Annotated in this window: 24 protein-coding genes; 14 read left to right on the top strand and 10 right to left on the bottom strand. The window is 71.5% G+C overall.

Annotated features, from left to right (window positions below):
• The first annotated feature begins 3 nt into the window (after window positions 1-3).
• From KGD87_RS25160 to KGD87_RS25145, 4 genes are all read left to right on the top strand, one after another.
• Window positions 4-1,881, top strand: coding sequence for a hypothetical protein (locus tag KGD87_RS25160; protein ID WP_284663170.1), 1,878 nt, complete (start codon window positions 4-6; stop codon window positions 1,879-1,881).
• Window positions 1,882-1,939: 58 nt separating this feature from the next.
• The gene (locus KGD87_RS25155) at window positions 1,940-3,004 is read left to right on the top strand and encodes a cysteine hydrolase family protein (protein ID WP_284663169.1); all 1,065 of its coding nucleotides are present in this window, start codon (window positions 1,940-1,942) and stop codon (window positions 3,002-3,004) included.
• Window positions 3,005-3,111: 107 nt separating this feature from the next.
• Complete coding sequence (locus KGD87_RS25150) at window positions 3,112-3,909, top strand: hypothetical protein (RefSeq protein WP_284663168.1); 798 nt, start codon at window positions 3,112-3,114, stop codon at window positions 3,907-3,909.
• A gap of 53 nt (window positions 3,910-3,962) precedes the next feature.
• Complete coding sequence (locus KGD87_RS25145; protein WP_284663166.1) at window positions 3,963-5,156, top strand: glycosyltransferase; 1,194 nt, start codon at window positions 3,963-3,965, stop codon at window positions 5,154-5,156.
• Here KGD87_RS25145 and KGD87_RS25140 read toward each other — a convergent pair.
• Window positions 5,093-6,328, bottom strand: a complete 1,236-nt coding sequence (locus KGD87_RS25140; protein ID WP_284663164.1) for a glycosyltransferase family 4 protein — start codon at window positions 6,326-6,328, stop codon at window positions 5,093-5,095. The genes KGD87_RS25145 and KGD87_RS25140 overlap by 64 nt on opposite strands.
• 92 nt (window positions 6,329-6,420) lie before the next feature.
• On the opposite strand from KGD87_RS25140, the gene KGD87_RS25135 reads away from it, so the two are divergent.
• Genes KGD87_RS25135 through KGD87_RS25120 form a run of 4 tightly spaced genes read left to right on the top strand, consistent with a single transcriptional unit; the run spans window position 6,421 to window position 9,441 of the window.
• Complete coding sequence (locus KGD87_RS25135; RefSeq protein WP_284663163.1) at window positions 6,421-7,335, top strand: hypothetical protein; 915 nt, start codon at window positions 6,421-6,423, stop codon at window positions 7,333-7,335.
• Entirely contained in the window at window positions 7,332-8,021 is a 690-nt protein-coding gene (locus KGD87_RS25130; RefSeq protein WP_502887960.1) for a hypothetical protein, read from the top strand. The genes KGD87_RS25135 and KGD87_RS25130 overlap by 4 nt, the downstream gene beginning before the upstream one ends.
• Window positions 8,018-8,377 carry a hypothetical protein gene (locus KGD87_RS25125; RefSeq protein WP_284663159.1) on the top strand — a complete coding sequence of 120 codons (360 nt, stop codon included), beginning with the start codon at window positions 8,018-8,020 and terminating at the stop codon, window positions 8,375-8,377. The genes KGD87_RS25130 and KGD87_RS25125 overlap by 4 nt, the downstream gene beginning before the upstream one ends.
• On the top strand, window positions 8,377-9,441 hold the full coding sequence (locus KGD87_RS25120; RefSeq protein WP_284663157.1) for a hypothetical protein: 1,065 nt from the start codon (window positions 8,377-8,379) through the stop codon (window positions 9,439-9,441). Before KGD87_RS25125 ends, KGD87_RS25120 begins: the two co-directional genes overlap by 1 nt.
• Here the strand turns inward: KGD87_RS25120 and KGD87_RS25115 are convergent.
• Window positions 9,431-9,814, bottom strand: coding sequence for a serine/threonine protein kinase (locus KGD87_RS25115; protein ID WP_163783216.1), 384 nt, complete (start codon window positions 9,812-9,814; stop codon window positions 9,431-9,433). The genes KGD87_RS25120 and KGD87_RS25115 overlap by 11 nt on opposite strands.
• 274 nt (window positions 9,815-10,088) lie before the next feature.
• Here KGD87_RS25115 and KGD87_RS25110 point away from each other — a divergent pair, with 274 nt between their 5' ends.
• Together KGD87_RS25110 and KGD87_RS25105 are read left to right on the top strand one after the other, a co-directional pair.
• Window positions 10,089-11,549 carry a HAMP domain-containing sensor histidine kinase gene (locus KGD87_RS25110; RefSeq protein ID WP_284663152.1) on the top strand — a complete coding sequence of 487 codons (1,461 nt, stop codon included), beginning with the start codon at window positions 10,089-10,091 and terminating at the stop codon, window positions 11,547-11,549.
• A gap of 120 nt (window positions 11,550-11,669) precedes the next feature.
• Complete coding sequence (locus tag KGD87_RS25105; RefSeq protein ID WP_284663151.1) at window positions 11,670-12,275, top strand: tudor domain-containing protein; 606 nt, start codon at window positions 11,670-11,672, stop codon at window positions 12,273-12,275.
• A gap of 13 nt (window positions 12,276-12,288) precedes the next feature.
• On the opposite strand, the gene KGD87_RS25100 is transcribed toward KGD87_RS25105, so the two are convergent.
• The 5 genes from KGD87_RS25100 to KGD87_RS25080 all read right to left on the bottom strand — a co-directional run bounded on the left by KGD87_RS25100 (window position 12,289) and on the right by KGD87_RS25080 (window position 15,702).
• Window positions 12,289-12,654 (bottom strand): response regulator, encoded by a 366-nt coding sequence (locus KGD87_RS25100; RefSeq protein WP_176424966.1) that lies wholly within the window; start codon window positions 12,652-12,654, stop codon window positions 12,289-12,291.
• Window positions 12,651-13,331 carry a PEGA domain-containing protein gene (locus tag KGD87_RS25095; RefSeq protein WP_284663149.1) on the bottom strand — a complete coding sequence of 227 codons (681 nt, stop codon included), beginning with the start codon at window positions 13,329-13,331 and terminating at the stop codon, window positions 12,651-12,653. Before KGD87_RS25095 ends, KGD87_RS25100 begins: the two co-directional genes overlap by 4 nt.
• A 26-nt stretch (window positions 13,332-13,357) precedes the next feature.
• A complete protein-coding gene (locus KGD87_RS25090) occupies window positions 13,358-14,881 on the bottom strand; it encodes a GspE/PulE family protein (protein WP_284663148.1) in 1,524 nt (507 codons plus the stop codon).
• Between the two features lie 132 nt (window positions 14,882-15,013).
• The gene (locus KGD87_RS25085; protein WP_176421379.1) at window positions 15,014-15,310 is read right to left on the bottom strand and encodes a hypothetical protein; all 297 of its coding nucleotides are present in this window, start codon (window positions 15,308-15,310) and stop codon (window positions 15,014-15,016) included.
• A gap of 101 nt (window positions 15,311-15,411) precedes the next feature.
• Window positions 15,412-15,702, bottom strand: a complete 291-nt coding sequence (locus tag KGD87_RS25080; RefSeq protein ID WP_368671062.1) for a helix-turn-helix domain-containing protein — start codon at window positions 15,700-15,702, stop codon at window positions 15,412-15,414.
• Window positions 15,703-16,046: 344 nt separating this feature from the next.
• Between KGD87_RS25080 and KGD87_RS25075 the strand changes: the two genes are divergently transcribed.
• On the top strand, window positions 16,047-17,393 hold the full coding sequence (locus KGD87_RS25075; protein WP_284663144.1) for a GDSL-type esterase/lipase family protein: 1,347 nt from the start codon (window positions 16,047-16,049) through the stop codon (window positions 17,391-17,393).
• Complete coding sequence (locus KGD87_RS25070) at window positions 17,390-19,615, top strand: serine hydrolase domain-containing protein (protein WP_284663142.1); 2,226 nt, start codon at window positions 17,390-17,392, stop codon at window positions 19,613-19,615. Before KGD87_RS25075 ends, KGD87_RS25070 begins: the two co-directional genes overlap by 4 nt.
• A gap of 38 nt (window positions 19,616-19,653) precedes the next feature.
• Here KGD87_RS25070 and KGD87_RS25065 read toward each other — a convergent pair whose 3' ends face one another.
• The gene (locus KGD87_RS25065) at window positions 19,654-20,097 is read right to left on the bottom strand and encodes an energy transducer TonB (RefSeq protein WP_284663141.1); all 444 of its coding nucleotides are present in this window, start codon (window positions 20,095-20,097) and stop codon (window positions 19,654-19,656) included.
• Between the two features lie 207 nt (window positions 20,098-20,304).
• Between KGD87_RS25065 and KGD87_RS25060 the strand changes: the two genes are divergently transcribed.
• On the top strand, window positions 20,305-21,075 hold the full coding sequence (locus KGD87_RS25060; RefSeq protein WP_284663140.1) for a YIP1 family protein: 771 nt from the start codon (window positions 20,305-20,307) through the stop codon (window positions 21,073-21,075).
• Window positions 21,076-21,091: 16 nt separating this feature from the next.
• On the opposite strand, the gene KGD87_RS25055 is transcribed toward KGD87_RS25060, so the two are convergent.
• Both KGD87_RS25055 and KGD87_RS25050 read right to left on the bottom strand, forming a co-directional pair.
• Window positions 21,092-22,180: a hypothetical protein gene (locus KGD87_RS25055; RefSeq protein ID WP_284663137.1), complete on the bottom strand. Its 1,089-nt coding sequence runs from the start codon at window positions 22,178-22,180 to the stop codon at window positions 21,092-21,094.
• A 163-nt stretch (window positions 22,181-22,343) separates the two neighbouring features.
• Entirely contained in the window at window positions 22,344-22,724 is a 381-nt protein-coding gene (locus KGD87_RS25050) for a DUSAM domain-containing protein (RefSeq protein WP_284663136.1), read from the bottom strand.
• 389 nt (window positions 22,725-23,113) lie between these two features.
• Here KGD87_RS25050 and KGD87_RS25045 point away from each other — a divergent pair, with 389 nt between their 5' ends.
• Window positions 23,114-24,034: a DUF2381 family protein gene (locus KGD87_RS25045; RefSeq protein WP_284663134.1), complete on the top strand. Its 921-nt coding sequence runs from the start codon at window positions 23,114-23,116 to the stop codon at window positions 24,032-24,034.
• Window positions 24,035-24,037 lie beyond the last annotated feature (3 nt).

The raw sequence follows: 24,037 nt of genomic DNA, 5'->3' as shown, positions 1-24,037 counted from the left end.
GCCATGGACGTCTGGCTCGAAGGCAAGAAGGTTCGGTTGAACCCCGCGCGAGCGCTGGGCAAGGGCGGCGAGGCGGACGTGTTCGACCTGGGGGATGGCCGCGCCCTCAAGGTGTTCAAGCCACCCGAGCACCCCGACTACACCGGCCTGCCCGCGGAGCAGGCCGCGGCGCGCGTCCGGCTGGACGAGCACCAGCGCAAGCTGCGCGTCTTCCCGACAGGACTGCCCGGCCGCGTGGTGGCGCCCCTGGCCCTGGCGACGGACAAGCAGGCGCGCGAAGTTCTCGGCTACGCCATGCGCAAGCTGGACGGCGTGGAGCCCTTGCGACGCTTTGGAGAGCCATCGTTCCGCAGGGCGGGCGCGGCGTCCGGGCGGGTGGTGGAGGTGCTGCTCGAGCTGCACCGGACGCTCGGCGCGGTGCATGCGTCGGGCGTGGTGGTGGGGGACTTCAACGACCTCAACGTCCTCGTGGCGGGGGCGTCGGAGGCGTACCTCATCGACGCGGACAGCTTCCAGTTCGGCGGGTTCCTCTGTCCGGTGTTCACGGAGCGCTTCCTCGACCCGCTGCGGCTCGGGAGCTCGGGCACGCAAGGGCTGACTCCCAACCGGCCCGCGTCCATTGAGAGTGATGGGTATGCCTATGCCGTCGCGGTGATGCAGTCGCTGCTGTGCGTGGGACCGCACGGCGGCGTCTACAAGCCCAGGAGCGCGGCGGCGCGGACGACCTCCGCGGGCCGGGTGCTCCAGCGCATCACCGTGTTCCATCCGGAAGTGCAGTACCCAAAGCCCGCGCTGCCGCTGGCGACCTTGCCGGACGACGTGCTGCACCACCTGCACCGCGTCTTCGTGGAGGACCTTCGCGGCGTGTTTCCGCAGCCGCTGCTGGAGGGGCTGCGCTTCACCTCCTGCGCGTCGTGCGGCGTGGAGCATGCGCGCGCGGCCTGTCCGACGTGTCAACCCCACGCCACCGCGGCCGCCACGCCAGTGACGTCGGTCCGAGGCCAGGTGACGGCGACGCGCTTGTTCTCCACGCGAGGCGTGCTGGTGCATGCGAGCAACGAGGCGGGCGTCCTCCGCTGGCTCTACCACGCGGAGGGCGCGTACCGGCGCGAGGACGGACGCGTCGTGTTGCGCGGGGCGCTGGACCCATCGCTGCGCTGGGCCTTGCAAGGGGACGTGACGCTGGTGGGCCGGGGCGGTGAGGTGGCGGTGCTGGCGCCCGGCCGGCCCCCGGACCGCATGGGCGTGGATGCGCCGGAGGGTCAGCCCGCCTTCGCCACCAACGCTCGGCATCGGTACTGGGCCGTGGGCGGCGGGCTGTGGCGGGACGGCGCGTATGGGCCGGAGCAGGTGGGCGCGGTGCTCGAAGGACAGACGCGGCTCTTCGTGGGGCCACGCTTCGGGTTGGGCTTCCATCGCGCGGGCGGCCTGCGCGGCGCCTTCGTCTTCGACGCGGAGCGCCTGGGCTTGAAGGATGGCCTGTCGCTGCCCTGGCCCACGGGAAAGCTCGTGGACGTGGACTGTGTCTTCGATGGGCCCTCCGCGTGGCTGTTCCTGGTGGAGGAAGCCGGTGGGCGCACGCTGCATCACTGCGTGGTGGTGGGCCACGACGGCGCTGTGCGTGCGAGCGCGGTGGCGGAGGCCGGTGACGGCTCGTGGCTGGGCAACGCGCCGCGTGGACGGTGCGCTGCGGGCGATGCGCTGTTCTGCGCCACCGATACGGGGCTCACCCGTGTGGAGCTTCGTCAGGGCCGCCTGGAGGCGGTGCGCGAGTTCCCGGATGCCGAGCCCTTCGTGGACGCGGGTTGCGCGCTCTTGCTCGTGCGGCAGGGGCTGGCGGTGGTGGGGCGGCAGGACATCACCGTGCTGCGAATGAACTGAAGGGACTTCTCACAACCGCGTGGAGCGGGTGCCTCCACGCCTCACAGGAGGTAGGACGATGAAGACGCAAGTGAAGGCGCTTCCGCTCCCGAGGTTCTACGACGCGGCCCATGCCGGGCAATTCGGATACAGCCCTGACGCGGGGAAGCTCCAGGTGGAGGCCCAGCGCTGGCGCGCGGCGAACGACGTCTCCATGGCGGCGACGGACGCGTTCAACCTGCACCTGCTGCTCATCGACGTGCAGAAGGACTTCTGCTTCCCGGAGGGCTCGCTCTACGTGGCGGGACGCAGCGGGCGCGGCGCGGTGGAGGACAGCCGCCGCATCGCGGAGTTTATCTACCGCAACCTCGGCGCGCTGACGAACGTGACGGCGACGCTCGACACCCACTTCGCGTACCAGATTTTCTTCCCGTCCTTCTGGGTGGACCAGGACGACCAGCCGCTGACGCCGTACCGCGAGGTGACGCGCGAGCAGCTCGAGCGGGGGCAGGCGCGGCCCAACCCCGCCATGGCGAAGTGGCTGTGCGGCGGCAACTACCCCTGGCTGCTCAAGCAGGTGAAGTACTACTGCGAGGAGTTGGAGCGGGCGGGCAAGTACACGCTGTACCTGTGGCCGCCGCACTGCCTGCTGGGAAGCGACGGACACGCGCTGGCGGGGGTGGTGCAGGAGGCGCGGCTGTTCCACTCCTTCGCGCGTGGCATGCAGTCGTGGGCGGAGGTGAAGGGGGGCAATCCGCTGACGGAGAACTACTCGGTGCTGCGCCCGGAGGTGCTGGGGCGGCATGACGGCCAGCCGCTGGCGCAGCGCAACACCCAGTTCCTCAAGACGCTGCTCACCGCGGACGCGGTGGTGATTGCAGGGCAGGCGGCGAGCCACTGCGTGAAGAGCTCCATCGATGACCTGCTCGGGGAGATTGTCGCGCAGGACGCGGCGCTGGCGCGCAAGGTGTACCTGCTGACGGACTGCATGTCGGCGGTGACGGTGCCAGACGGCAAGGGCGGCTTCGCTGCGGACTTCACCCCGCAGGCGGAGGCGTCGCTGAAGCGCTTCGCGGACGCGGGCATGCACCTGGTGAAGTCCACGGACCCGCTGGCGAGCTGGCCGGACCTGCGCATCGCCTGAGCCTCGCGGCGCGGGGCGTGACGACACACAACAATCGCTTCGCCTGTGCTCGCCAGCGCGGGACGGGCGGAGCCCTGCCCTCGGGAGAGGGAGAAGGAGCACGGGACATGAGCAGCAAGGCGAATGGCAGTGGCATCCGGCAGCTCTTCGATGACGCCCACGCGGAGGGTGTGCTGAGCCCGGCGGGGCTGCAGGCGCTGACGGTGGTGGACCTGGGCGCGCAGATTCAGGCGGGGCTCGGCGTCTGCGTGGAGGACGTCCAGTCCAGCGAGGTGGTGCTGGTGACGGTGATGCCGGATGACTCGGGGAGCATCGACTTCTCCGGGCATACGAAGACGGTGTGTGATGGGCACAACCTGGTGCTGGACGCGCTGCTGGCGAGCAAGCAGAAGGACGGCGTCCTCTTCCACACGCGCTACCTCAACGGGTTCGTGCTGAACCCGTACCGGCCGGTGGAGGACGTGGTGCGGATGCACGCCAAGAACTACCGGGCGGACCAGGGCACGCCGCTGTATGACCAGTCGGTGGTGCTGCTGGGCACGGTGCTGGCGAAGGCGCAGGAGTTCAGCGCCAACGGCGTGCCGGTGCGGACGGTGACGCTGTTGATTACGGATGGCTCGGACCAGCACTCGACGTCGGCGAAGGCCAAGGACGTGGCGGCGCTGGTGAATGACTTGAAGCGCGCGGAGAATCACATCGTCGCGGCGATGGGCATCAGCGACGGGAGCACGGACTTCCGGCGCGTGTTCCGGGAGATGGGCATCGACGACAAGTGGATTCTCACGCCGGGGCAGAGCGCCCAGGAGATTCGCGCGGCGTTCCAGGTGTTCAGCCAGTCCGCCGCGCGAGTGAGTCAGGGTGCCGCGAGCTTCAGCCGGACCGCGCTGGGCGGCTTTGGGCAGTGAGGAGGAACGGGGGGCGTCGCTGGGTGCCCAAACAGAGGTAGCGTTGCGCGGCCATGTCCGCCAGCCCGCGCATCCTCCTCATCGCTGAACGCTTCCCTCCCGACATCGGCGGCCTGGCCCGCAGTGGCGCGCGCACCGCGGGCGCGCTGGTGAAGCTGGGCGCCCGGGTGGACGTGCTGGCCTGGACGCGCACGGCGGCGCCAGGCGCGCTCCAGACGGTGGAGGACGCCGGGGACGTCTCACCCTTCGCGCGCGGCGTGACGCTCCACCGGCTGGGGCTGTTCGGCAGCACGGACCTGTCCATGCAGCACACGCTCGACGTGCTCGGCTACCTGCACGCGAAGCATCGCTATGACCTGGTGTGGGGGCACTACCTGTCTCCGCCCGGGTTCCTCGCCGTCGCCTTCGCCGAGTCCGTGGGCATCGCCTCCACCGTCAGCGCCCGGGGCAACGACGTGGACCAGCTCACGTTCCCCCCGGGCGACTTCGCGCGCCTGCTGTGGACGCTGCAACGGGCCCGCGTCCTCACCGCGGCCTCCGCGGACCTGGGCCGGAAGATGCGCATGCTGCTGGGGCGGGACGAAACCGTGGAGGTCATCCCCAACGCCGTCGACACCGGCATCTTCTCACCCGGCCCCGCGGACCCGGCGCTCCGGACGCGGCTGGGCATCGCGCCCGACGAGGCCGTCCTCGGCTTCTCCGGCGAGCTTCGGCACAAGAAGGGCCTGCCCTTCCTGCTCTCCGCGCTCACCTCGGTGCGCCGCGCCCGGCCCGCGTGCCTGCTCGTCATCGGCGAGGTGCGGCCGCGCGACGCCGAGCACCTGGTCGCCTTCCGCGCCGAGCACCCCGAGGACGCCGCGCGCATCCTCATCTCCGGGCCGCTGGACACACCGGAGGCCATCGCCGCGCACCTGCGCCTGTGTGACGTCTACCTCCAGCCGTCGCTGTGGGAGGGCATGCCCAACGCCTTGCTGGAGGCCATGGCCTGCGCCCGGCCCGTCATCGCCAGCGACGCCGGCGGCATCCCCGAGGCCGTGGATGACGGACGCAATGGCTTCATCGTCTCCAAGGCCCTGCTCAATCACCTGGGGCAGGCGTGCCTGGACGTGCTCTCCCTGCCGCTCGAAGAGCGCGCCGCGATAGGCGCCGCCGCCCGCCAGCGCATCGAGGAGCGCTTTCAGGCTCACGCGGAGGCGGAGGTGCTCCGTCGCGTGCTGGCTCGCGCCATCCCGAGCCGCTCTTCGTAAGCGCTCACCAGGGCCTCGCCCGCGCGGCTCCACGGGAAGTCGCGCGCCACTCGCGCCCGTGCCTTCGCGCTCATCGCGAGGCCCAGGGTGGGGTCCGCCCGCAGGGCCTTCACCGCCTCGGAGATCGCCTTCGCCGAGCCCGGCCGTATCAACATCACCTCGTCCGGCGCGGCCAGCGTGCTCACCACGGGGAGGTTGCTGGCCACCACGGGCGTCCCGGTGGCCATGGCCTCCAGCAGCTTCAGCGGGCAGCAGCCCTGCACGCAGTTGCGGTCGTTGAAGGGCAGGGGCACCAGCACCACGTCGCAGGCCTGGTGCAGCGCCGCCAGCTCCGCCTGGGGCAGGGGCTCCAACAGCTCCACGGCGCCCTCCAGCAGCAGGTCACCGCACCGGTCCATCAGCGCCCGCCGCGTGTGCCGGCGCAGCGGCCCCACCAGCGTCAACACCGTGGGCAGCTCCCGCCGCAGCAGGCGGCAGGCGTCGATGGCATGGTGCACGCCCTGCCAGGACGTCATCGTCCCGCTGTACAGCAGCCGCATGGGGCGCCCGGGCTCCAGTGGCCGCGGCGGCGCGTACCGGAACACCTCCAGGTCGGCGCCATTCGGAATCACCCGCACGCGCGAGGACTCCACGCCTCGTGCCGTCACCAGGTACTCCGCCGTCACCGCGCTCGGTGTCACCACCAGGTCCGCGCGCGAGAGACAGACGTCCTCCTGCGCCACCAGCTTGCGCAAGAGCTCCGCGTCATCCGCCACGTCCGGGTAGTGATACTTCAGCTCGATGGAGGGCAGGCCGTTCACCTCGAAGACGAGCGCGTCCGTCAGCGCTTCCTTCTGGCAGGCGACGGGGTAGCCCTCGAAGATGGAGCGCACGTGCACGACGGAGGCGCGCGGCCGTCCGCGCCACCAGGCCGCCAGGTGCGAGCGGAACGACAGCGCCTGGGCTACCAGGTCCTTCCCGCGTGACTCCAGCGGGTGGTACGTCACGCCCTCCGCCAGCGCGAGCGGCCCGGTGGGCGCGCTGGGGTTGTCCCGGAGCGCGACCAGGTCGACCTGGCCAAAGGCCGCGCCCAGTGCCTCCACGAAGGCCCGGATGTGCACCGCGGCGCCCTTGGGCGAAGGGAAGCGGTCGAACGACGCGTAGACGATGCCGGTGCCGGGAGGGGGAGACACACTCGCGTTGCTATCACAGGAGGGTTTGACCCCTACGGCACGGGCCCTTACGCTTCCCTTTCTTGCGTACCGCCGAGGGGGCGCGACTCACCGTGGCTTTCAACATCGACCGCTTCCGCGAGGAACGCGTCTACAGGTGCAGCGGCCCCGTCGGGGAGCTGAGGGAAGACCTGGAGCGGCTGCGCCTCCTGGACGTGGAGGTGGAGCAAGCGCGGCGGAGCTGGGGACAGTCGGCCCTGTTATGCCTGGCCGCCGCCGTCATCATCTTCATCTTTCGAACGACGCTGGAGGAGGGGCCCGAGGGCGCGCTCGCGCCGCAGCTCACGCTGTGGGCGGGACTCGCGCTGCTCGCGGGGACCGTGGGGTGCTTCGTCGTGTACCTGCGCTTCCGGCGCCTCGACCTGGAGAACCGGCGATACACGCTGGCCTCCCTGGTCCTCCATCGGTTGCGCCGTGACATCGGCCCTGACGCGCCCGTGAAGCTGGTGCTCGACTTCACGCCCGTGGACAGCTTGGCGAAGCTGCTCGGCAAGCACACCACGCCCAGCGGCTGGAACGCGGAGAACTTCGCCGACCCGTGGTTCACCCTCCAGACGCGGCTGCTGGACGGCACGCACCTGCGCATCGCCATGGTGCAGCGGCTCGAGAAGCGGTCGCGCACCCGGCGCAGCAGCAGCGGCAAGTACAAGACGAAGCACCGGAGACAGAGCTGGGCGCTGCTCCAGGCCCAGCTGCGCGTGAAGGCGGAGCGTCATCCGGACCTGGTGTTGCTGGAGCCGGAGGCCCGCCAGGCCATGCGCCTGCCGGACGGCGTCGCCGTCGACAAGCTCCAGTTGGGCGAGGACCGGATGTTCCTGCGCACCCTCGTGGAAAATGACTGGGACGCCGGCCCCGCCATCCCGTCGAACGCGGTGGATGCGCCGAAGACGGTGGTGATGATGTTGCTGAGCCTCTACCAGGTCCTCAACTACTCCAGACACCTGCGTCGGCAGGCGAAGGCTTCGTGATGATGGGTATGGGCCGGTTCCTTCTCTGTTGTTCCCTGGTCGCGCTCACGGGCGCCGCCGGGTGCTCCAAGTCCGGTGACGCCGAGGCGCCGCAAGCCGTTCGCGCTCAGGCGGCCCCCGTCGTCGCCGCGGACGTCAAGGGCCTCGAGAGCAAGCTCAAGTTCAAGGATGACGCCGGCCGCGAGCGCTTCTCCCTCAAGCCGAAGGATGACGGCGCCAAGCTGGTGGATGGCGAGGAGCGCGAGCTGGCGCGCTACAAGTGGAAGGGCGCGGCGCTGAAGGTCTCCGGCCCGGATGACGTGGCGCGGGGGTATGTCGTCGGCTCCGCGGGCGGGGCGCTCACCGTGCGGGATGGCGAGCAGCGGCAGGTGCTGTTCACGCTCGCGCGGCAGGGGGCGGGCTGGCGCCTCAACGACATGAAGGGCACGCTCCTGTACTCCGTGTGGCCGGAGGACGACGGCGCCCGCATCCAGGACGGCGCTGGCGCGGACGTGGCCCGCGTGAAGGTGCGTGAAGGCAAGGTGTCCCTGCGTGATTCGCAGGGGCGCACGTTGCTCGCCACCAGGTCGCTGCTGGCGGCGGAGGCCGCCGCGTGTCTCGCCTTCGAGGCGCTGGAGCTGCCGCTGCGCATGGCGCTGCTCTTCCACCTCCAGGCGCCGCCGTCCCCAGGGCCTGTCCAGCCATGAGTGGGTTGCTCTGCCAGGCGAACGTGGGCTTCCTGTTCTCCCATGGCTGTGGGAGCGCCGCGGCCATGACGTGCATGCGGTGCGCGATGCCCCTGTGTGAGCAGCACGTGATGCCGGTGGGCGCGGAGCTGCTCTGCGCGACGTGCGCGCGGCAACACGAGGACCCCGCCGGCGACGAGGACGGCGTGGACGAGGACCACCCGAGCTACTACTACGACGACTACGGGTACTACGGCGCCGCCGCCACGTCGGGGCGCGGCAGGGCCCACGACGCCAACGACTTCACCGAGGCTGACGGCGAGAGCCTCCGCCACGAGGACGACGCCTCCTTCGAGGAGGACATGGGCGGGAGCTGATGGCTGGCCGCTGGCTCGTCTATGCGCTGGGAGGCGGCATGGGGCACCTCACCCGTGCCTCCGCGCTGGCGCGCGCGGCCTCTCGCCGAGGGCACACCGTCGTCCTGCTCACCAACAGCCCGTTCGCGAGCGGGCTCCCGCTGGAGGACGTGCTGGGCACGGGTGTCGAGGTGTTCCGGCTCAACCCCGCGCTGGGGCGCGAGGCCGTGGGCGAAGTGGTGGCGCAGTGCCTGGAGGACGTGCGCCCGGACCTGTTCGTCGTGGACACCTTCCCCCGGGGGCTCGGGGGCGAGCTGGCGCCGCTGCTGCCATCCGTGCGCGCGCGCAAGGTGCTGATTCACCGCGACGTGAACCCCACGTACGTGAAGCAGTACGGCCTGGCGCGGGCGGTGGACGCGTTCGACCTGCTGCTCGTCCCCGGTGAGGCCGCGCCCTTCGCCAACCATCCTCGCGCCGTGAGGACCGCGCCCTGGCTGCTCCTGCGCGCCAGCGAGCTGCTGCCCCGTGACAAGGCCCGCGCGCGGCTGGGCGTGCCCGCGGAGGACACGCGCGCCCTGGTGGCGGTGATGGGCTGTGGCACTCCCGAGGAAGTGGGCGAGGCGGGGCACATCGCCGCTCGGCTGGAAGCGACGCTGGGCCCCGACGCCGTGGTCCGGTGGCTGGTGCCGCCCGGAGCGGCGATGGATGCCCCAGCGTCCGCGCCGCGCGCGAAGCAGGGGAGGCGGGCGGAGGCCTCCCTGGAGGAGGGCCTGGCCCTGCGCAGGTCCACGTGGCCCGCGCTGGCGGTGCTCCCTGGCGTGGACGTGCTCGTCGGCGCGGGCGGGTACAACACCGTGCAGGAGGCCCGCGCCACCGGAACGCCCTTCGTGGCGCTCGCGCGGCCCCGGCTCTACGACAGGCAGGCCCTGCGGCTGCGCCCCGAGGAGCGGGCGGGCTCCGTGGAGGCGCTGGTGGCGCGTGCCGCCGGACTCGCCCGTGCCTGCCCGGCTCGGAGCGAGCGGCCCTACGTCAGCGGGACGGACGACGCGGTGACGCTCATCGAGCGCACCGTCCTCAGTGCTTGAGGTCCTTGTGCCCCGGCGCCGGGTCGATGCCGTGCGCCATGATGAAGTGGTAGAGCGCCTGCGGGTCTTCCTTCGGCCCGCCCATGAGCTCGACCAGGAAGTGGCCCTGGGCACCCGTGTCCGGGTCGGGGGCGACATTCACCTCCGTCACCTCGCGGCCGGGGATGACCAGCTCGCCCACCAGCACCTTGCCCTTGAGGACCTGCACGATGTGCTGGCGCTCCTCTTCCAGGAGGGCCCAGTGGAAGTCGTCGTGGTCATACAGCATGGCGTCCACGGAGCCGCACCGCAGGATGCAGTGCGTGTGCTCCTGGAGCCAGCGCCAGAAGCCATCGAATTTCAGGGTGCGTACGGGCTGGGAGATGATGTCCATGGAGGCCTCTCGCTCGTCGGCCAGGGGGCTCGCCGACCGCGTCTCGCTCCTCCCTAGCACGGCTGGCGCCCTCCGGTGACGTCCGCTTTCGGGGAACTGGCGCGGCGTGCCCGCTTGCCATCCGGTCCGCGAATCCCGTGGGCCCTGGCCGTGTTGCTTCTCTCAGGAATGGGGGCGGCCTTCGTGCCTGAGAACCCCGTGAGGAGCGCAAGTGAAGGTCCCTTCGGGTCTGCCCGGTGTCCCAGCTGTTCCTCGTCCCGCCTGGGGTGGCGCCATGAGCCTGCGCTCCTGGCTCGCCGCCACCATGGGCGTGCTGACGTTGATGACGTTGGCGGTCGCCACCCTGCTCATCGTCTTGACGAGCGTGCTCGACCGCTCGGCCGCGACGTTGGGGGTCGCCGTGGAGGGCATCCGGGTGTCCGAGGAGTTGGAGGTGGGCCTGCTGGCGCACGACCGGATGGTCCGGGAAGGTCCCGCCCGGGTGCCGCGCGGCCCGGACGGGCTGCCGCGGTTCGAGCTGGAGGCCTCGCTGTACCGGCAGATGGGGGAGCTGCGGCGCATCGCCTCGACGGCGGCGGAGCGCGAGCGGCTCGACGAGGTCCGCGAGGACGTGGATGCCTACTTCTCCGCCCAGCGGGACCTGGTGCGCGCGGAGCGGGAGGCGGGCCCGGCGCTGGACGCCGCGTTGAATGGCCTGGAGCAGGTCATCGCCCTCAACGTGGAGCGCGCGCGCATGGCCCGCTCGGAGTCGGAGCGGTGGAACACCCTCGCGGACTTCGTGGGCGTGGTGCTCTGCGGCTCGCTGCTGCTCGGCGTGCTCGTCGTGAGCGTGCTGCTGCGGCGCGTGGCGCTCCAGCCGCTACGGGACATCAGCCAGGCCATGCGCCGCTTCGGCGCGGGCAGCAAGCGCACCCGGGCGCCGGAGGCCGGGCCCACCGAGCTGCGGGACATGGCTCGCACCTTCAACGAGATGGCCAACAGCCTGACCCATCAGCAGGAGCAGCAGCTCGCGTTCCTCGCGGGCGTGGCGCACGAGCTGCGCAATCCGCTGTCCGCCCTCAAGTTGTCCACGGCCCTGTCGGACCGCGGCCGCGCCCAGCTCACGCCCGAGCGCATGGACCGCACCCTGGCCCTGGTGGGGCGGCAGGTGGAGCGGCTGGACCGCATGGTGGGCGACCTGCTCGACGCCACCCGCATCGAAGCCGGCAGGCTGGAGCTGCGCCCGGAGCTGCGGGACGCGCGGGAGCTGGCCCGCGAGGTGGTGGAGCTCTACCGCTCCGGCGACACCGGCCATGGCCTCCGGCTCAGCCTGCCGGACGTGCCCGTGCCGGTTCGGGCAGACCCGGCCCGGCTGGAGCAGGTGCTCCACAACCTCATCAGCAACGCGCTGAAGTACTCGCCGGCGGGCAGCACCGTGGAGGTGGCCGTGCGGCGCGAGCAGGACACGGCTGTCCTGTGCGTGACGGACCAGGGCATCGGCATCTCCGAGGAGGAGCGGCGCCTGCTCTTCGCGCCCTTCCAGCGCGCCGGCAACGCCCGTCAGCGCGCCCCGGGCGTGGGCCTGGGCCTGTCGGTGGCCCGGCGCATCGTCGAGGGGCACGGGGGCAGCATCGACGTGGTGAGCCAGCCCGGCCAGGGCTCCGTCTTCTGTGTGCGGCTGGCCGTGGCCGCCGAGGCCGCCCGGCATTCCGAAGAGGGCGCGGGGCCGACGTCCTCCCAGGACACCCTGCACTGAGGGCCGCCCCCAGGTGGGCGTGAAGCGTCGCATGGCGCGCGTCCGCGTGGAGACGGCGGATGCGTTCACGCGAGGCCCGACGTACCTTCGGGGTCCAACCTTCAGGAGTCGCCTGACCTTATGAAGATTTCGCGCCGCGCCGCGCCGCTCGCCGCCCTCCTGGCCCTGGGAGGGCTGGGGGCGTGTGCCTCCCGCCAGCAGGCGCCGACCGCCGCCGCGAAGCCCGAAGCTCCGCGGGCCGCCGAGCCTGTCGTCCAGTCCACGGAAGGGGGCTTCTCCGTCGCGATTCCCGGGCCGGTGAGCGAGGAGCGCCGTTCTCAGGAGACGGATGTCGGCGCGGTGACACTCCACACCTTCATCGCCGTGCGGCCGGAGGTGGATACCGCCTACTACGTCTCCTACACGGACTTCCCCGAGGCCGCGGTGTCCCAGGCGGATCCGCGTGACGTGGTGGCCCGGGCCAGCCACGGGGCGCTGGAGGCGCTGGGCGCCACCGGGTTGTCCGCGCGTCCGCTGGTGCTGAGTGGCTTCCCGGGCTGGGAGGTGGAGGGCGTGTCCGGCCCGCGCCACCTGCGCGGGCGCTTCTTCCTGGTGGGGCCCCGGCTCTACCAGCAGCTGCTGCTGCACCCGGAGGGCAAGCCGCCCCAGGACGCGGACCGCTTCTTCGAGTCCTTCCAGTTGGACCCGCAGGTGGCCGCGATGTTGACGGGCGCGCGGCGCTCCTGAAGAGGGACGTCTGTCAGTGGCGGTGCTCGCCCACCGCGCTCAGCAGCACGTCCATGTCGAAGGGCTTCTTGAGGATGGCGCGGACCCCGGGGAGCTGGGCGCGGCCGCTCGCCGTGACGAGGATGATGGGCAGCTCCGCCAGGCGCTGCTCCTGCTGAAGCCGGCCGACGAACTCCTCGCCGTCCATGACGGGCATCATCAAGTCCAACAGGATGAGGCACGGCCGCAGCGCGTGGGGCCCGGACAGCAGCGCCAGGGCCTCCTGGCCGTTGGCAGCCTGGGCCACGGCGTAGCCTTCGAAGGACAGGATGTCCTGGACGGCTTCCCGGATGTCGGCGTCGTCGTCCACGACGAGCACGGTGTTGGACGCGGTGCTCACGGCTTCGAGCCGCTCTTCCCCTTGCGCAGCCTTCCGAAGAGCTGGGTCATGGTGTCTTGACGGCATGAGAGCGTGTGTTCCAGGGAGCTGAAGCCTCGGCGCGTGAGCTTCACCGTAACCGGCGCGTCTGTCACGCACTCCAGCGTCACCGACAGCGGCGTGGTGCCTTCCGTTCGACCGTTCACAGACACAGTCGCGCCCGCCGGAGCGGAGTCGACCATGAGCAGGCTGGCGCCTTCCATGAACGCGCGCTGCTCGCGGACCTCTCCCTCGGGGACCTCCGAGGGCGGGTCGAAGCTCGGGGCCAGCGTCGTCTCGGGGCGGGGGGTGGCCACCTCCTCCGGGGTGACGGGGGGCTCGCCGGCTTGCCGGAGCGCGGGGAGCACGAGGAGGCTCGCGGCCAGCAGGCCCGCGGCGGCGCCGCAGAGCTTGAGGACGGCGGCCAGCGGGCTGGGAGGCGGCGGAGGAGGCGGAGGCTGGAAGGTCCGCTTCCGGGGCGCCTCGACGACACCGAGCCCGGGCTGGGCCGTGGGCGGCTCGGCGGGCTCGGCTTCCGGGGACGTCTGCGCCTGGAGGTGGGCCAGCTCCTCGGTGCGTCCCATCAACGACTGGGACCAGGCCTCGTTGTCGGATGACGCATCCGTGACGGGGCCGCGGGGAAAGGGAGGGGTGTTCACGTGAGGTCGCTTCCTGGGGAGAGGGCTCAGCCGCCAACGACGCGGAACACTTCGCGCAGCGACGTGTCGCCCGTGCGTGCGCGTTCGACGCCCGCGGCCAGCAGGGGCACCATGCCCTCCTGGACCGCGAGCTCCTGGATGCGGGAGCTGGGCACCTTGGCGTTGATGGCGTCGCGGATGCCCTGGGAGACCACGAGCATCTCGTAGAGGGCGGTGCGGCCCAGGTAGCCGCTGCCCTCGCAGCGCTCACACCCCACGGGGCCGAAGAAGTTCCCGCGCCGGATTCCGGCGGCATCCAGCCGCACCGCCTCCTCGGGTGTCAGGGGCAGGGGGGCGCGGCAGTGGGGGCAGAGGCTGCGCACCAGGCGCTGCGAGAGGGTGGCCACTGTCGCCGAGGCGAGCAGGAAGGGCTCCACGCCCATGTCGATGAAGCGGTTGAACCCGCCCGCGGCGGAGTTGGCGTGGATGGTGCTGAGCAGCAGGTGGCCGCTGAGGCCCGCCTGGATGGCCGTGCGCGCCGTCTCCGAGTCGCGAATCTCACCCACCATGATGACGTTGGGGTCCTGCCGCAGCACCGCGCGCAGGCCCTGGGCGAAGGTGAAGCCCTGCGCGGCGTTGACCTGCGTCTGCGCGAAGAGGGGGACGTCGAACTCGATGGGGTCTTCGATGGTGGCGATGCGCGTGAGCTCGCCGCGCGACTGCTGGATGTGGCCCAGCGAGGCATACAGCGACGTCGTCTTGCCACTGCCGGTGGCGCCCGCCACCAGGATGAGGCCCTGCGGCAGCGCGAGCAGCTCCTGGTACTTCGCGAGCAACGCGTCGGGGAAGCCGAGCGCGGGCAGTTGGGGCAGCCGCACGCCAGTGCGGGCGATGCGCAGCGCCACCGCGGGGCCGTGGTTGGTGGGGAGGATGGACACGCGGATGTCCGCGGGCCCGTCGTCCGTGGTCCACGGGAAGTGCCCGTCCTGGGGCTTGTCCAGGTCGTACAGCGCCAGCTTCGCGAGCACCTTGACGCGGTTGATGAGCCGCGAGTGGTGCTCGCGCGGGAAGGAGAGCACCTCCTCCAGCACGCCGTGCAGGCGGAACGCGATGCGCGTGCCCGACTCCAGCGGATGGATGTGGATGTCGCTGGCGCCCAGGCGGATGGCGCCGTCCATCAACTGGCCCATGAAGGCGATGATGTCCGGGTCCGGCTTCGCGGCGATGCGGCGCAGCCGCTGCCCCAGCTCCTTGAGCAGGGTCCTGACGGCGGTGGCCGTGTCGTGGGTGAGCACCTCGAGCGGGGAGATGCTGGGGCCCTTGGGCAGGGGCTTCGGCCGGGGCGCGCGGTGCCGGGCGCGGCGCGCCACCACGCCGGAGGTGTAGCTCAGCCCGAACGCCAGGGCCACGCTGCCCGCGAGCAGCGGCGACAGCACGCCCTGGAGGTAGCCGCCGCCTTCCTGGAGGAGCAGGGCGGCGCCCAGCGACGCGTGCCGGTAGGCCCACAGGCCGACGCCGCCCACCACCACGAGGACCGCCAGGGTCCACAGCAGGCTCGCGATTCGATTCATCAGCGCGGTCATCAGGCGCCGCACGCTACCACCGGGGTCGGCGTGCTCTCAAAAGGACTCGGCGAGTGGGTGGCGGCCCCGGAGGCCAGGACGGGTGGGCGTGTCCTGACCCCCTGGGAACCCCTGTGCGGCTCAGCTCTCGGCTTCTTCCGAGGCCTTGTCGTCCTGCTGCTGGTCACATGCCGGAGCGGCGCCGTCGGACGCCTTCTTGTGGCCCGCGGAGGCCCGAGGGTCGCTCTTCGCGCAGTTGCCGACGCACGAGAGGCCCGCGGTCCCGCACCTGGAGCGCTCGTCGCCATCCATGCAGAGCGTGTTGCACGGCTTCGAGCAGTCGCAGACCTCGTAGCATTGCTGCGCCTGCGCGCCAGGGGCAAAGGTGAGCGCGAACAGGAAGGAGGCACCCGCGAGGAACTTCGTCAGCGTGTTCATGATTGCTCCTGTGAAAGACAGCCAGGTCACGGCCCTTCATGGGCCGCGAATCCAGGTGTACTTGCGCAGGGTGATGAGAGCGTGACGGGGCGGGAGCGGGCTCAGCGCTCCTCGAACATGGCCTGGATGACGCGCCAGGCCAGCTCGACCTCGCGGCCCGAGCGCACGGACAGGAAGTCGCAGATCTCCGCCACGGCGTTGGAGCGCTCGCGTTCGAAGCCCTGGAAGAGCGTCTTCAAGGAGACGTCGAGCCCCTTGGTGAGCTTGCCCAGGGTGTCCAGGGACGGAGAAAACGAACCGCGCTCAATCCGGCGGATGGCGTCCACGGACAGGTCGCTGCGTTCCGCGAGCGCTTCCTGCGTGAGCTCCCGGGACGTCCGGAGCTTGCGCACGTGGTCGCCAAACCGGCGGTGCAACCGCGTCCAGTTCGCGACCCTGTTGTTCCGTTTCTCCATAAGAGGGAGCGGATAATTTGGGGTATCTCGGGCGCATGTGAAGGGACGATGTTCGGGGCTGCTCCTCCAGCAGGCGGGGAGCCGCCGGCGGGGAATATGCGCACGCAGGAGCTTTCGTCTACGCTGCCTCCTACATGACGCATTCGGAAGTCGGGCGGAGCGGCCGGCGGACCTGGTTCCCGGTCCTGCTCGGTGGCCTGTTGACCGCCTGTGACATCGGGTCCTCGCCTCGCGCCGCCGCACCCCCTGCTTCCGCGCCAGAGGCACCGGTCGCACGCCCCGTGGAGCCGCCGCGGTCGCCCGCCGCGCCAGCGCTTCGCCGGCGGGTGCCTGTCCGCCCCGAGCGGACCGCCGAGGTCCAGGCCCTGGCCGAGAAGCTGGGCGCGCCGGGGGCGAGCATGGAAGACCCCTGCGTGGCACCCCTGGGGAATGGCTGCGCGCGCACGGCGCTGGCGCCCTTCTTCACCGCGCTGGATGCGCTGGCCTCGGGGTCCGAGACCCGCCCCGTGGTCATCGAGGCGTTCGGCAACTCGCTGATTGCCGGGGACCGCATCGTGGACGTCCTGCGCGACGACCTGGTCACGGCGTTCGGAAGCGGGGGCCGGGGCGTGTTGCTCGTGGACCGCATGGCCCCCTACGGCGGGCGAGGCCGCACCAGCGCCAGCAGCAGTGGCTGGCAGGCGCGCACCCTGGGCGAGCTGCGCGCGCCCCCGCACGCCTTCGGCATCACCGGCGTGTATCACGTGGCCACGCGCGCCAAGGCCCGCAGCCGTTTCAACTTGGACGGCGAACCCCGCGGCACGCTGTGGTGGCTGGACGTGCCAGACGCGGGCGCGCTCAGCATCTCCAGCGGCGGCGAGCTGCTCGCGCGGACCGAGCCCACGGGGAGCGGCGCGTCGCGCGCCACCCACTTCGAGCTGCCCGAGGACGCACAGACGCTGGACGTGGTGGCCGAGCGGCAGGGCGCGGTGGTGCAGGGCGTGGTGTTGCAGCACGCGCGGCCCGGCATCGTCCTGGACACGCTGGGCGTGCCTTCGTCGGATGCGAGCCTCTATGCGCGCGTGGACGGCGCCACGCTCACGTCCCAGCTCGCGGAGCGCTCGCCCCGGCTGCTCGTCTTCTTCCTGGGGGGCAACGAGTCCAAGCGCATCGAATGGAAGCGCCTGGACATGGAGAAGCTGCGCACGGACCTGCGGACGCTGCTCCGCCGCGCAAGGGCGGCGGCGCCCGGCAGCGCGTGCCTGCTGGTGGGGCCCATGGACGCGGTGAAGGGGCCCGGCGCGAAGGCCCAGGCGCTGTCGCAGCGTCCCTCACTGGAGGCGGTCAACGCCGCCGAGCGGGAGGTCGCGCTCGCCGAAGGGTGCGCCTTCTTCGACTTCTACGCCGCCATGGGCGGAGCGGGCGCGCTCGCGCGCTTCCATGCGTCCGGCTACATGCATGACGACCTGGTACACCCGCGCGGCGAGGGCCTGGACGTGCTGGGGCACCTGGTCACCGACGCGCTCCTGCGCGCCTATGTGGAGACGCCGCCGCCCGCGCGCGGTGTCGCGGCGTTGATGCCCATGCCGCCGGGGGCGGGCGCCGCGCCCTCCGGGGCGTCCGAGCCCAGCGCGGAGGCCACGCCATGAGACTCGCGTTCGTACGGTATGGAGCCGCGGTGCTCCTGGGGCTCGCGGGGTCCGTGTCACTGGCGGCGCCTCGGGCCGCGCTGGAGCCCGTGTGCGAGGCCGTCAGCGCCGACGCCGAGCAGTCCCCTCGGGCCTTCTCCGAGGAAGTGCGCGGCGCCCTGGACGCGGTCGTCCGGGCCGAGCTGTCTCGGGGGCCTGTCGCGGGGCTGTCGGTGGGCGTGATTCGCGGCGCGGAGCGCTGGGTGTGCGCCTATGGCTACCGTGACGTGGGCCGCAAGCTGCCCGCGACGCCGCGCACCACGTACCGCATGGCGTCCGTCACCAAGTCCTTCACGGCGGTGGCGGTGCTGCAACTGGTGGAGCAGGGGAAGCTGAGCCTGGACGCGGACATCTCCACCCTGGTGCCGAACTATCCGGCCAGGCAGTGGCCCGTCACGGTGAGGGACCTGCTGGGCCACGTGAGCGGCGTGCCGACCTATGACGGGGTGGCGTCCACCCGCAACACGAAGGCGGTGAGCACCGAGGCGGCCATCGCCGTCTTCGCGGGCAAGCCGCTCGCCTTCGAGCCGCGCACCCGCTACCTGTACACGACGTGGGGCTACAACCTGCTGGGCGCGGCGGTGGAGACGGCCTCCGGCCAGTCCTACCGCGACTACCTGCGCGAGCACATCTTCAAGCCCGCGGGCATGCCGAACGCGGACCTGGACATCACCGCCACGCGGGACGCGCACCAGGCCAAGGGCTACCGCGTCCAGGGCACGGCGCTGAAGCCGTCGCGCTTCCTCGACGTGTCCAGCCGCTTCGCCGGTGGTGGCACCCGCGCCACCGTGGGGGACATGCTGGGCTTCGGCCGCGCCGTGCTGGCGCACACCCTGGTGTCGCGCGAGACGATGGGCCGCATGCAGACGTCCATGGCCACCACCGACGGGCGCCTCACCGACTACGGCATGGGCTTCGCCACGTATCCGCTGCGCGGCCGCTACGTGGTGGCCCACGCGGGCGGCCAGAACGAGACGACCACGCTGCTGATGATGCTCCCCGCCGAGGACACGGTGATTGCCCTGGCCTCCAACGTGGAGGGCGAGGCGCGGCGCATGCGCCGGCTGTCCATCCGGTTGATGGAGCAGGTGCTGGAAGAGGGCAACACCCGCCGCGATGCCTACGTCGCGGACCCGGTGGACGCCGTGGTGCATGAAGGGCTCAGCCGCGTCGCCAGCTATGGGCTGGCCTATCACCAGTGGGCCACGCGCGGCCCGGGCGTGCTGCCAGAGGAGACGGACCTGCCCGGCGCCTTCGCCCAGGTGTCCGCGATGCTGAACCGGAAGGAGGTTGGCCGGGACACCCGGGCGGCGCTGGAGCGCGTCCGAAGCGGGCATGACCCGCGCCTGCGCGCCCTCTTCATCCGCGTGGGCGCGCACATGGCCCGCACGCTGGAGAAGGTCCACGGCGCGGACCGGCTGATGGCCTACACACTCGAAGGCCCGCTGGCGTTCTTCGAGGACTATCTGGCCGCGGGTGACGCGAAGCAGGTGCCCGAAGCGGCGCGCATCGGCGAGCCGCTGCGCGCGGACGTGCTCCGCCTGGCCGCGAACTGGAAGCGCGCGCATTTGCCCGCGCTTCAACGCCTGCGGCTGGACGAGGAGAAGAACCCGGAGGCGCACTGGGCCGCGCTGCGCGAGTCCGTGGCCGCGTCGCCGGGGTTCCACCCGGATTACTCGGACGAGCTGCTGCGCATCGCGGAGGGCTTCGCCTGGCGCAGGCAGCCCGCGGCGCGGCGGCGCTGGCTGGAGCGGGCGGTGGAGCTGCAGCCCCGGGGCCTGGATGCGCGCTGGGCCCTGGTCGAGGCGCTGCTCGCGGCGAACCCGGAGGAGGCGGTGCTGCCGCACCTGCGCGAGGCCGTGGCCACGCCGCAGGGCGCACTGGCGCTCGCGCCCCGGAACTTCCTGAGGCGCCTCTTCACCGCGGAGTCCGCCGCGGTGGCGGCGGGCCTGCTGCGCGCGGGCGTGGCGCTGCACCCGGAGGCGCCGGAGCTCTGGGAAGCGTTGGCGAAGCGGGAGCAGCGCCTGGGCCGGAAGGCGGCGGCCAGCAGGGCCCTGCGTGAGGCGAAGCGGACGCGCGAGGCGCCGAAGCCCGAGGTGGCCCCGGCACCCGACGTCCCCGTGGCCCCGGGCGCCAGCGGCCCCGTGCCGGATGACCACGGGCTGGTGCCCGCGGGGAAGTGAGCGTTACCGCCGGAGCGCCTGTCGCTGGCGGAGCGGGCTCAGTTCGCCGACCGTGGTGTCAGCTTGCCGGACACGGTGCAGGTCGTCGCGATGGGCTTGCCCTTGTAGTGGGCGGGCTTGAAGCGCCAGGCCTTGATGGTTTTGCGCTGGCTGGCGTCCAGGCCCATCCCCGGCCGTATCATCCGGCAGCCCGTCACCTTCCCGTCGAGCTTGAAGGTGCACGTCATCTGGTAGGTGGACTCCTCGTCGTCGAGGTGGGTGATCCGCGCAGGGTCGAACTGGAGGTCCTCCCCGCTGATTCGCTCGGGGCGCATCGGCGGGTGGCCGCAGGGGATGGGCGTGCCGCGGTCCATGTTCTTCTCGAAGGCTTCCATGTCGCGCTGGATTTCGGCTTCGAGCGCCTTCGGGTCCTGCGCCGGAGGCTCGGCGGCCAGGACAGGCGCGGACAGCAGGAGGAGGGAGACGAGGCCGGGCAGGTGCATGCGCTCTCCCTTAAATCGGGAGTGGTGTGGAGCGAAAGCGAGAGGTGCCGACGCTCGCGCTCCCCGGCGCGCACCCATGCGAGGATGGGAGCACGTATGCGCATCCCATGTCCCCGTTGTCAGTCCTTTGTCGTCCCAGGCGCGCAGAGCTGCGCGTGGTGCGGCGCGTCTCTTCTGCAGGAGGCCACGCCAGGCTCCGCCGACCCCGTGTGTGCCGTCCACCCGGAGCTGCGCAGCCTGCATGCGTGTGGCCGGTGCGGCAGCTTCGCGTGCGCGCGGTGTCTTCGGAAGGGGGCGCGCGACGAGCCCCTGTGCGCCGCGTGTCATGACCGCGTGCCCGCGGATGCCCTGCCGTGGGACCGGCGCGCTGAGCTGGGGACGCCGCGGGCGTACTGGCAGACGTGTGTGGCGGTGATGCTGCGCCCCACGGCCACCTTCGAGCGTGCGCGGCCGGAGGGTTCGGTGGGCAGCTCCCTGGGCTTCGCGGCGCTGTCCAACCTGGCCGCCTCCTTCACCACGGCGCTGGTCTACCTGGCCATCCTCCTCGCCATCCCGTCGGCGATGACAGAGGGCGACAACGTCTCCGTTCATAAGCTCCGGCTGGTCGGGCTTGGGGTGTTCGGGGCGATGATGGTGATGGCGCCCGTCATGGGCATGCTCGTCGCGCTCATCAACTCCGCGCTGGACCACGTCGTGTTCCGGATGGACGGCACCGGTCAGCCCTTCGAGGTCACCCTGCGCGCCAATGCCCTGTCGATGTCGCCCTACCTGATGGGCTTGATTCCCTTCTGTGGCATGTATGGCGCGCCCCTGTGGGCCCTGGGGCTGCGCATCTTCGCGTATCGGAGCATGCACCGCACGACCTGGGGCACCGCGGCACTGGGCGCCCTGGCGGTGCCGCTGCTCTCCTGTGGCCTGCTCTTCGCCGCCTACGCGGTGGTGGCGCTGGTGGGCGCGATCACTGGCTTCGGCAGGTAGCGCGCCGCGCGGGGCGCTACGGCGCCGTCACCGCGCCGGTGGGCGCCGCCGCGGTGACGGTCCGCTGCTGGGGCCAGAAGCGCGCGCCGTGGACGTTCTCCAGCGCGGCGATGCGCTTCTTCGTCTTCGCGTCGTAGAGGCGGGCGGCCTGCTCGGCGGAGACCAGCAGCAGGCGTCCGCGCATCCGCAGCGCCACGGCCGACGTGGGCGCGAGCGCCAGTTGCTCAGGCGCCACCAGCCGGTCGTTCACCTCCCAGCGCAGCGGGAGCATGAGCGTGGGCAGCTCGCCCGCGGCTTCCCAGGCGTAGAGCGGCCCCTGGTGCGTCTCCATGGAGACCCACCTTCCGTAGGCCGTGTGGCCCCGGTCCTTCACCACCGCGTCCAGCCGCGCCGCGTCCTTGTTGCCTTCTTCCAGCGCCGACTCGGCGAGCCGGTCCGCGTCCTGACTGAAGGTGGAGGACGTCAGCCGGCTGGCGGTGGTCAGGGCCTCCGTGCCCAGGGCGCCGTCCATCTCGTACAGCGTGGCCACGGTCTCCAGGTGCTTCCACTGGCCGGCCTCGTGGCGGTACGCGTGCGCCAGGCCCGGGCTGCCATCCGCCTCGGGGAGGAAGAAGCGCTTGCCGTCGAAGAAGAAGTACTCACGGCCGCTGTCCATCTTCCGCGGCAGGTCCTCCAGGTGTGACACCAGCGCGACGATGTGACCTGCTTCGTCGAAGCCCAGCGTGTCGGTGTGGCCGAGCTCGGGCAGCAGCAGCCGGGTGCTCTGGCCGGACTCGAAGTCCACCTGCCAGGCGCGCGGGGGCAGCTCGCCGTTGCCCCGGTCCACCACCAGGCCCTGCCGGCCACGCGGCCCCCAGGCAAGCTTGAGCCGCTCACACCCCGCGTCCACGGTGGCGAGCGGCTTGCGTGTGCCCGACGACTCGTGGCGAACCCACGTACAGCCCGAGGGCGACGCGGCTTCGAGGAAGGACAGCGTGTAGCCCGGGGTGGGCTCGGTGCGCGGCGTGGCGGAGGGCGCGGGGGCGGGGTCCTCTGCCTTCTTGCAGGCGCTGCCCAGAAGCAGCGCCGAGCCAAGGATGACGGCGGGGCCGAGACGGCGACTCATGGTGCGCTCCAGCGGAAAAAACGGCCCTCCACCATGGCAGAAGGTTGGGCCTCGGAGGAAGCCACCCCAGGAGTACCGGAGCGGCGCACCGGGGTCATCGGGACCTCGTCGCTTGCCTTCCGGGTGAGCGGGGGCGCGGCGTCCGTCGCGGCCCCGTTGTCGCTCAGGGCTCGTCGTCGAGGTCTTCGAGTTGGCCTTGTGCCGTCTCGCGGTAGTGCGGCACCACTTCGACGGCGAGCACATCGCGCATTTCCTGGCGGGCGCTGTCGAAGTCACCGGCCAACCGGTAGCGCTTCGCCCGATAAAGCGCATCCATGAGCCGGTCCGAGCCCTCGCCAATGCGCCGCGAGGACTCGCGCAAGAGGTCCAGTGCGCCCGCCTCCGTCGTGAGTGCGCGCATGGCATCGGCATCGCTGATGCCCACTTCGGAAGCGGTACGCCTCAAGAGGTCACGCACATCATCCGTGACGGCGAACGGCTCCCCGTGGTGGAGCACGCGCCGCGCGAGCGCGCGAATGGGGTTCCAGTCGAGTTCATGGCTCATGCGTTACTTCCCCGTCGGATAGCACTTGTCCGCTGGCCATTTCTGCTGGCCTTCGCATTAGCGAAGGCAGTCGTGACAGGAGCCCATCCATCTTCCGCGCAGTCACCATAGTCCCGAATGCAACGGTGTTTCCATTCGGGAAGTGCCGCGTTGTGGGCGTCGTCCCATTCGGCGGGCGCTTCTGCCGCCGCACAGCGATGCAATGGCAAGCAGGCACGACAGACCCGTCGAGATGTGCTGTTTGCGTCACGCGTCCATCATCCTGGATGGGGCGGCGTCATGGAAGACCTGCCCACGGTTTCCACGTCGCGCACGGCTGGCACGCAGCAGCCCGCAACACATTGGACGACGGCAGCAGGGCCGAAGCGGAGGTCTGTTAGCGTCGCCGCATGTGGGTTCGCTTCCCGTCACGACATCTCTCTTTGCTGGCGCTCCTGGTCCTTCCCTCGGTGGCGGCGGCGGAAGGTGCCCTGTCGCCCAGGCTCCAGATGCGAAACGTGGCGCTCGCCGCGAAGGCCGAGGCCGTCCGTGTCTCCACCACGGTCCCCACGACGCTCACCTTCGACATGCCCATCAACGCGGGCGCCGCTGTCCTGAGCGACGGGACGCGTGTGGAAATCCTAGACAGGGGCGAGCGTTCGCTGACGCTCCGGGCGCTGGAGGAACTGCGCGAGCCGGTGACGCTGCGCGTGCCACTGCCCGACGCGTCCGCGCAAGCCGCGCCGCTCTTCCAGCTCAGCACGCCGGGCGACGTGGTGGACGCGCAGGTGCGGGTGTTCCGGGAGGCCAGCGCACCGGAGTTGCTGCGCGTCCGGCTGGCGGAGCTGGAGGCGCGCTGCGCCGTCTGTGAGGCGGCCCTGGCCGCCCAGCGCGAACGCGGCGCCACGAAGGGCCCCGCGGACTGGGTGCTGTCCCGGCAGGTAGAGGATGGCGGCGTCGCGGTGGCCCGGCTCCATTCCTCCCGTCAGGACCATGCCGCGAACGTCCGGGTGAAATTCGCCACCCGTTTCCTGGCGGCGGAATGGGTGGTCTTCCAAGCGCGAGTCGCGAATGCCACCGGCAAGCCCTGGCGTCCGGGCAGGGCCTGGCTGGAGGACGCCGTCACCGGCCAGCGCGTGGCGGCGCGCGCCGTGCGGTTCGCGCCGGCAGCCCCTCTCCACGGCGACGCTGGCCGTGTCGTGGTGGAGTTCGGTTGGACGGCTGGGAATTCCTCGGGCACGTACCGGCTGGTGGTAGAAGCGGCCAGCGGGGGCGCTTCGCTGGTCATTCCAGACGTGGCGCTCCAGGACGGAACCCCCGTGGGAGAATAGGGC

Origin of the sequence: Myxococcus sp. SDU36, assembly GCF_030168875.1 — a bacterium.
GTDB lineage: Bacteria > Myxococcota > Myxococcia > Myxococcales > Myxococcaceae > Myxococcus > Myxococcus vastator.
This window is presented reverse-complemented; position numbering and strand designations above follow the sequence as displayed.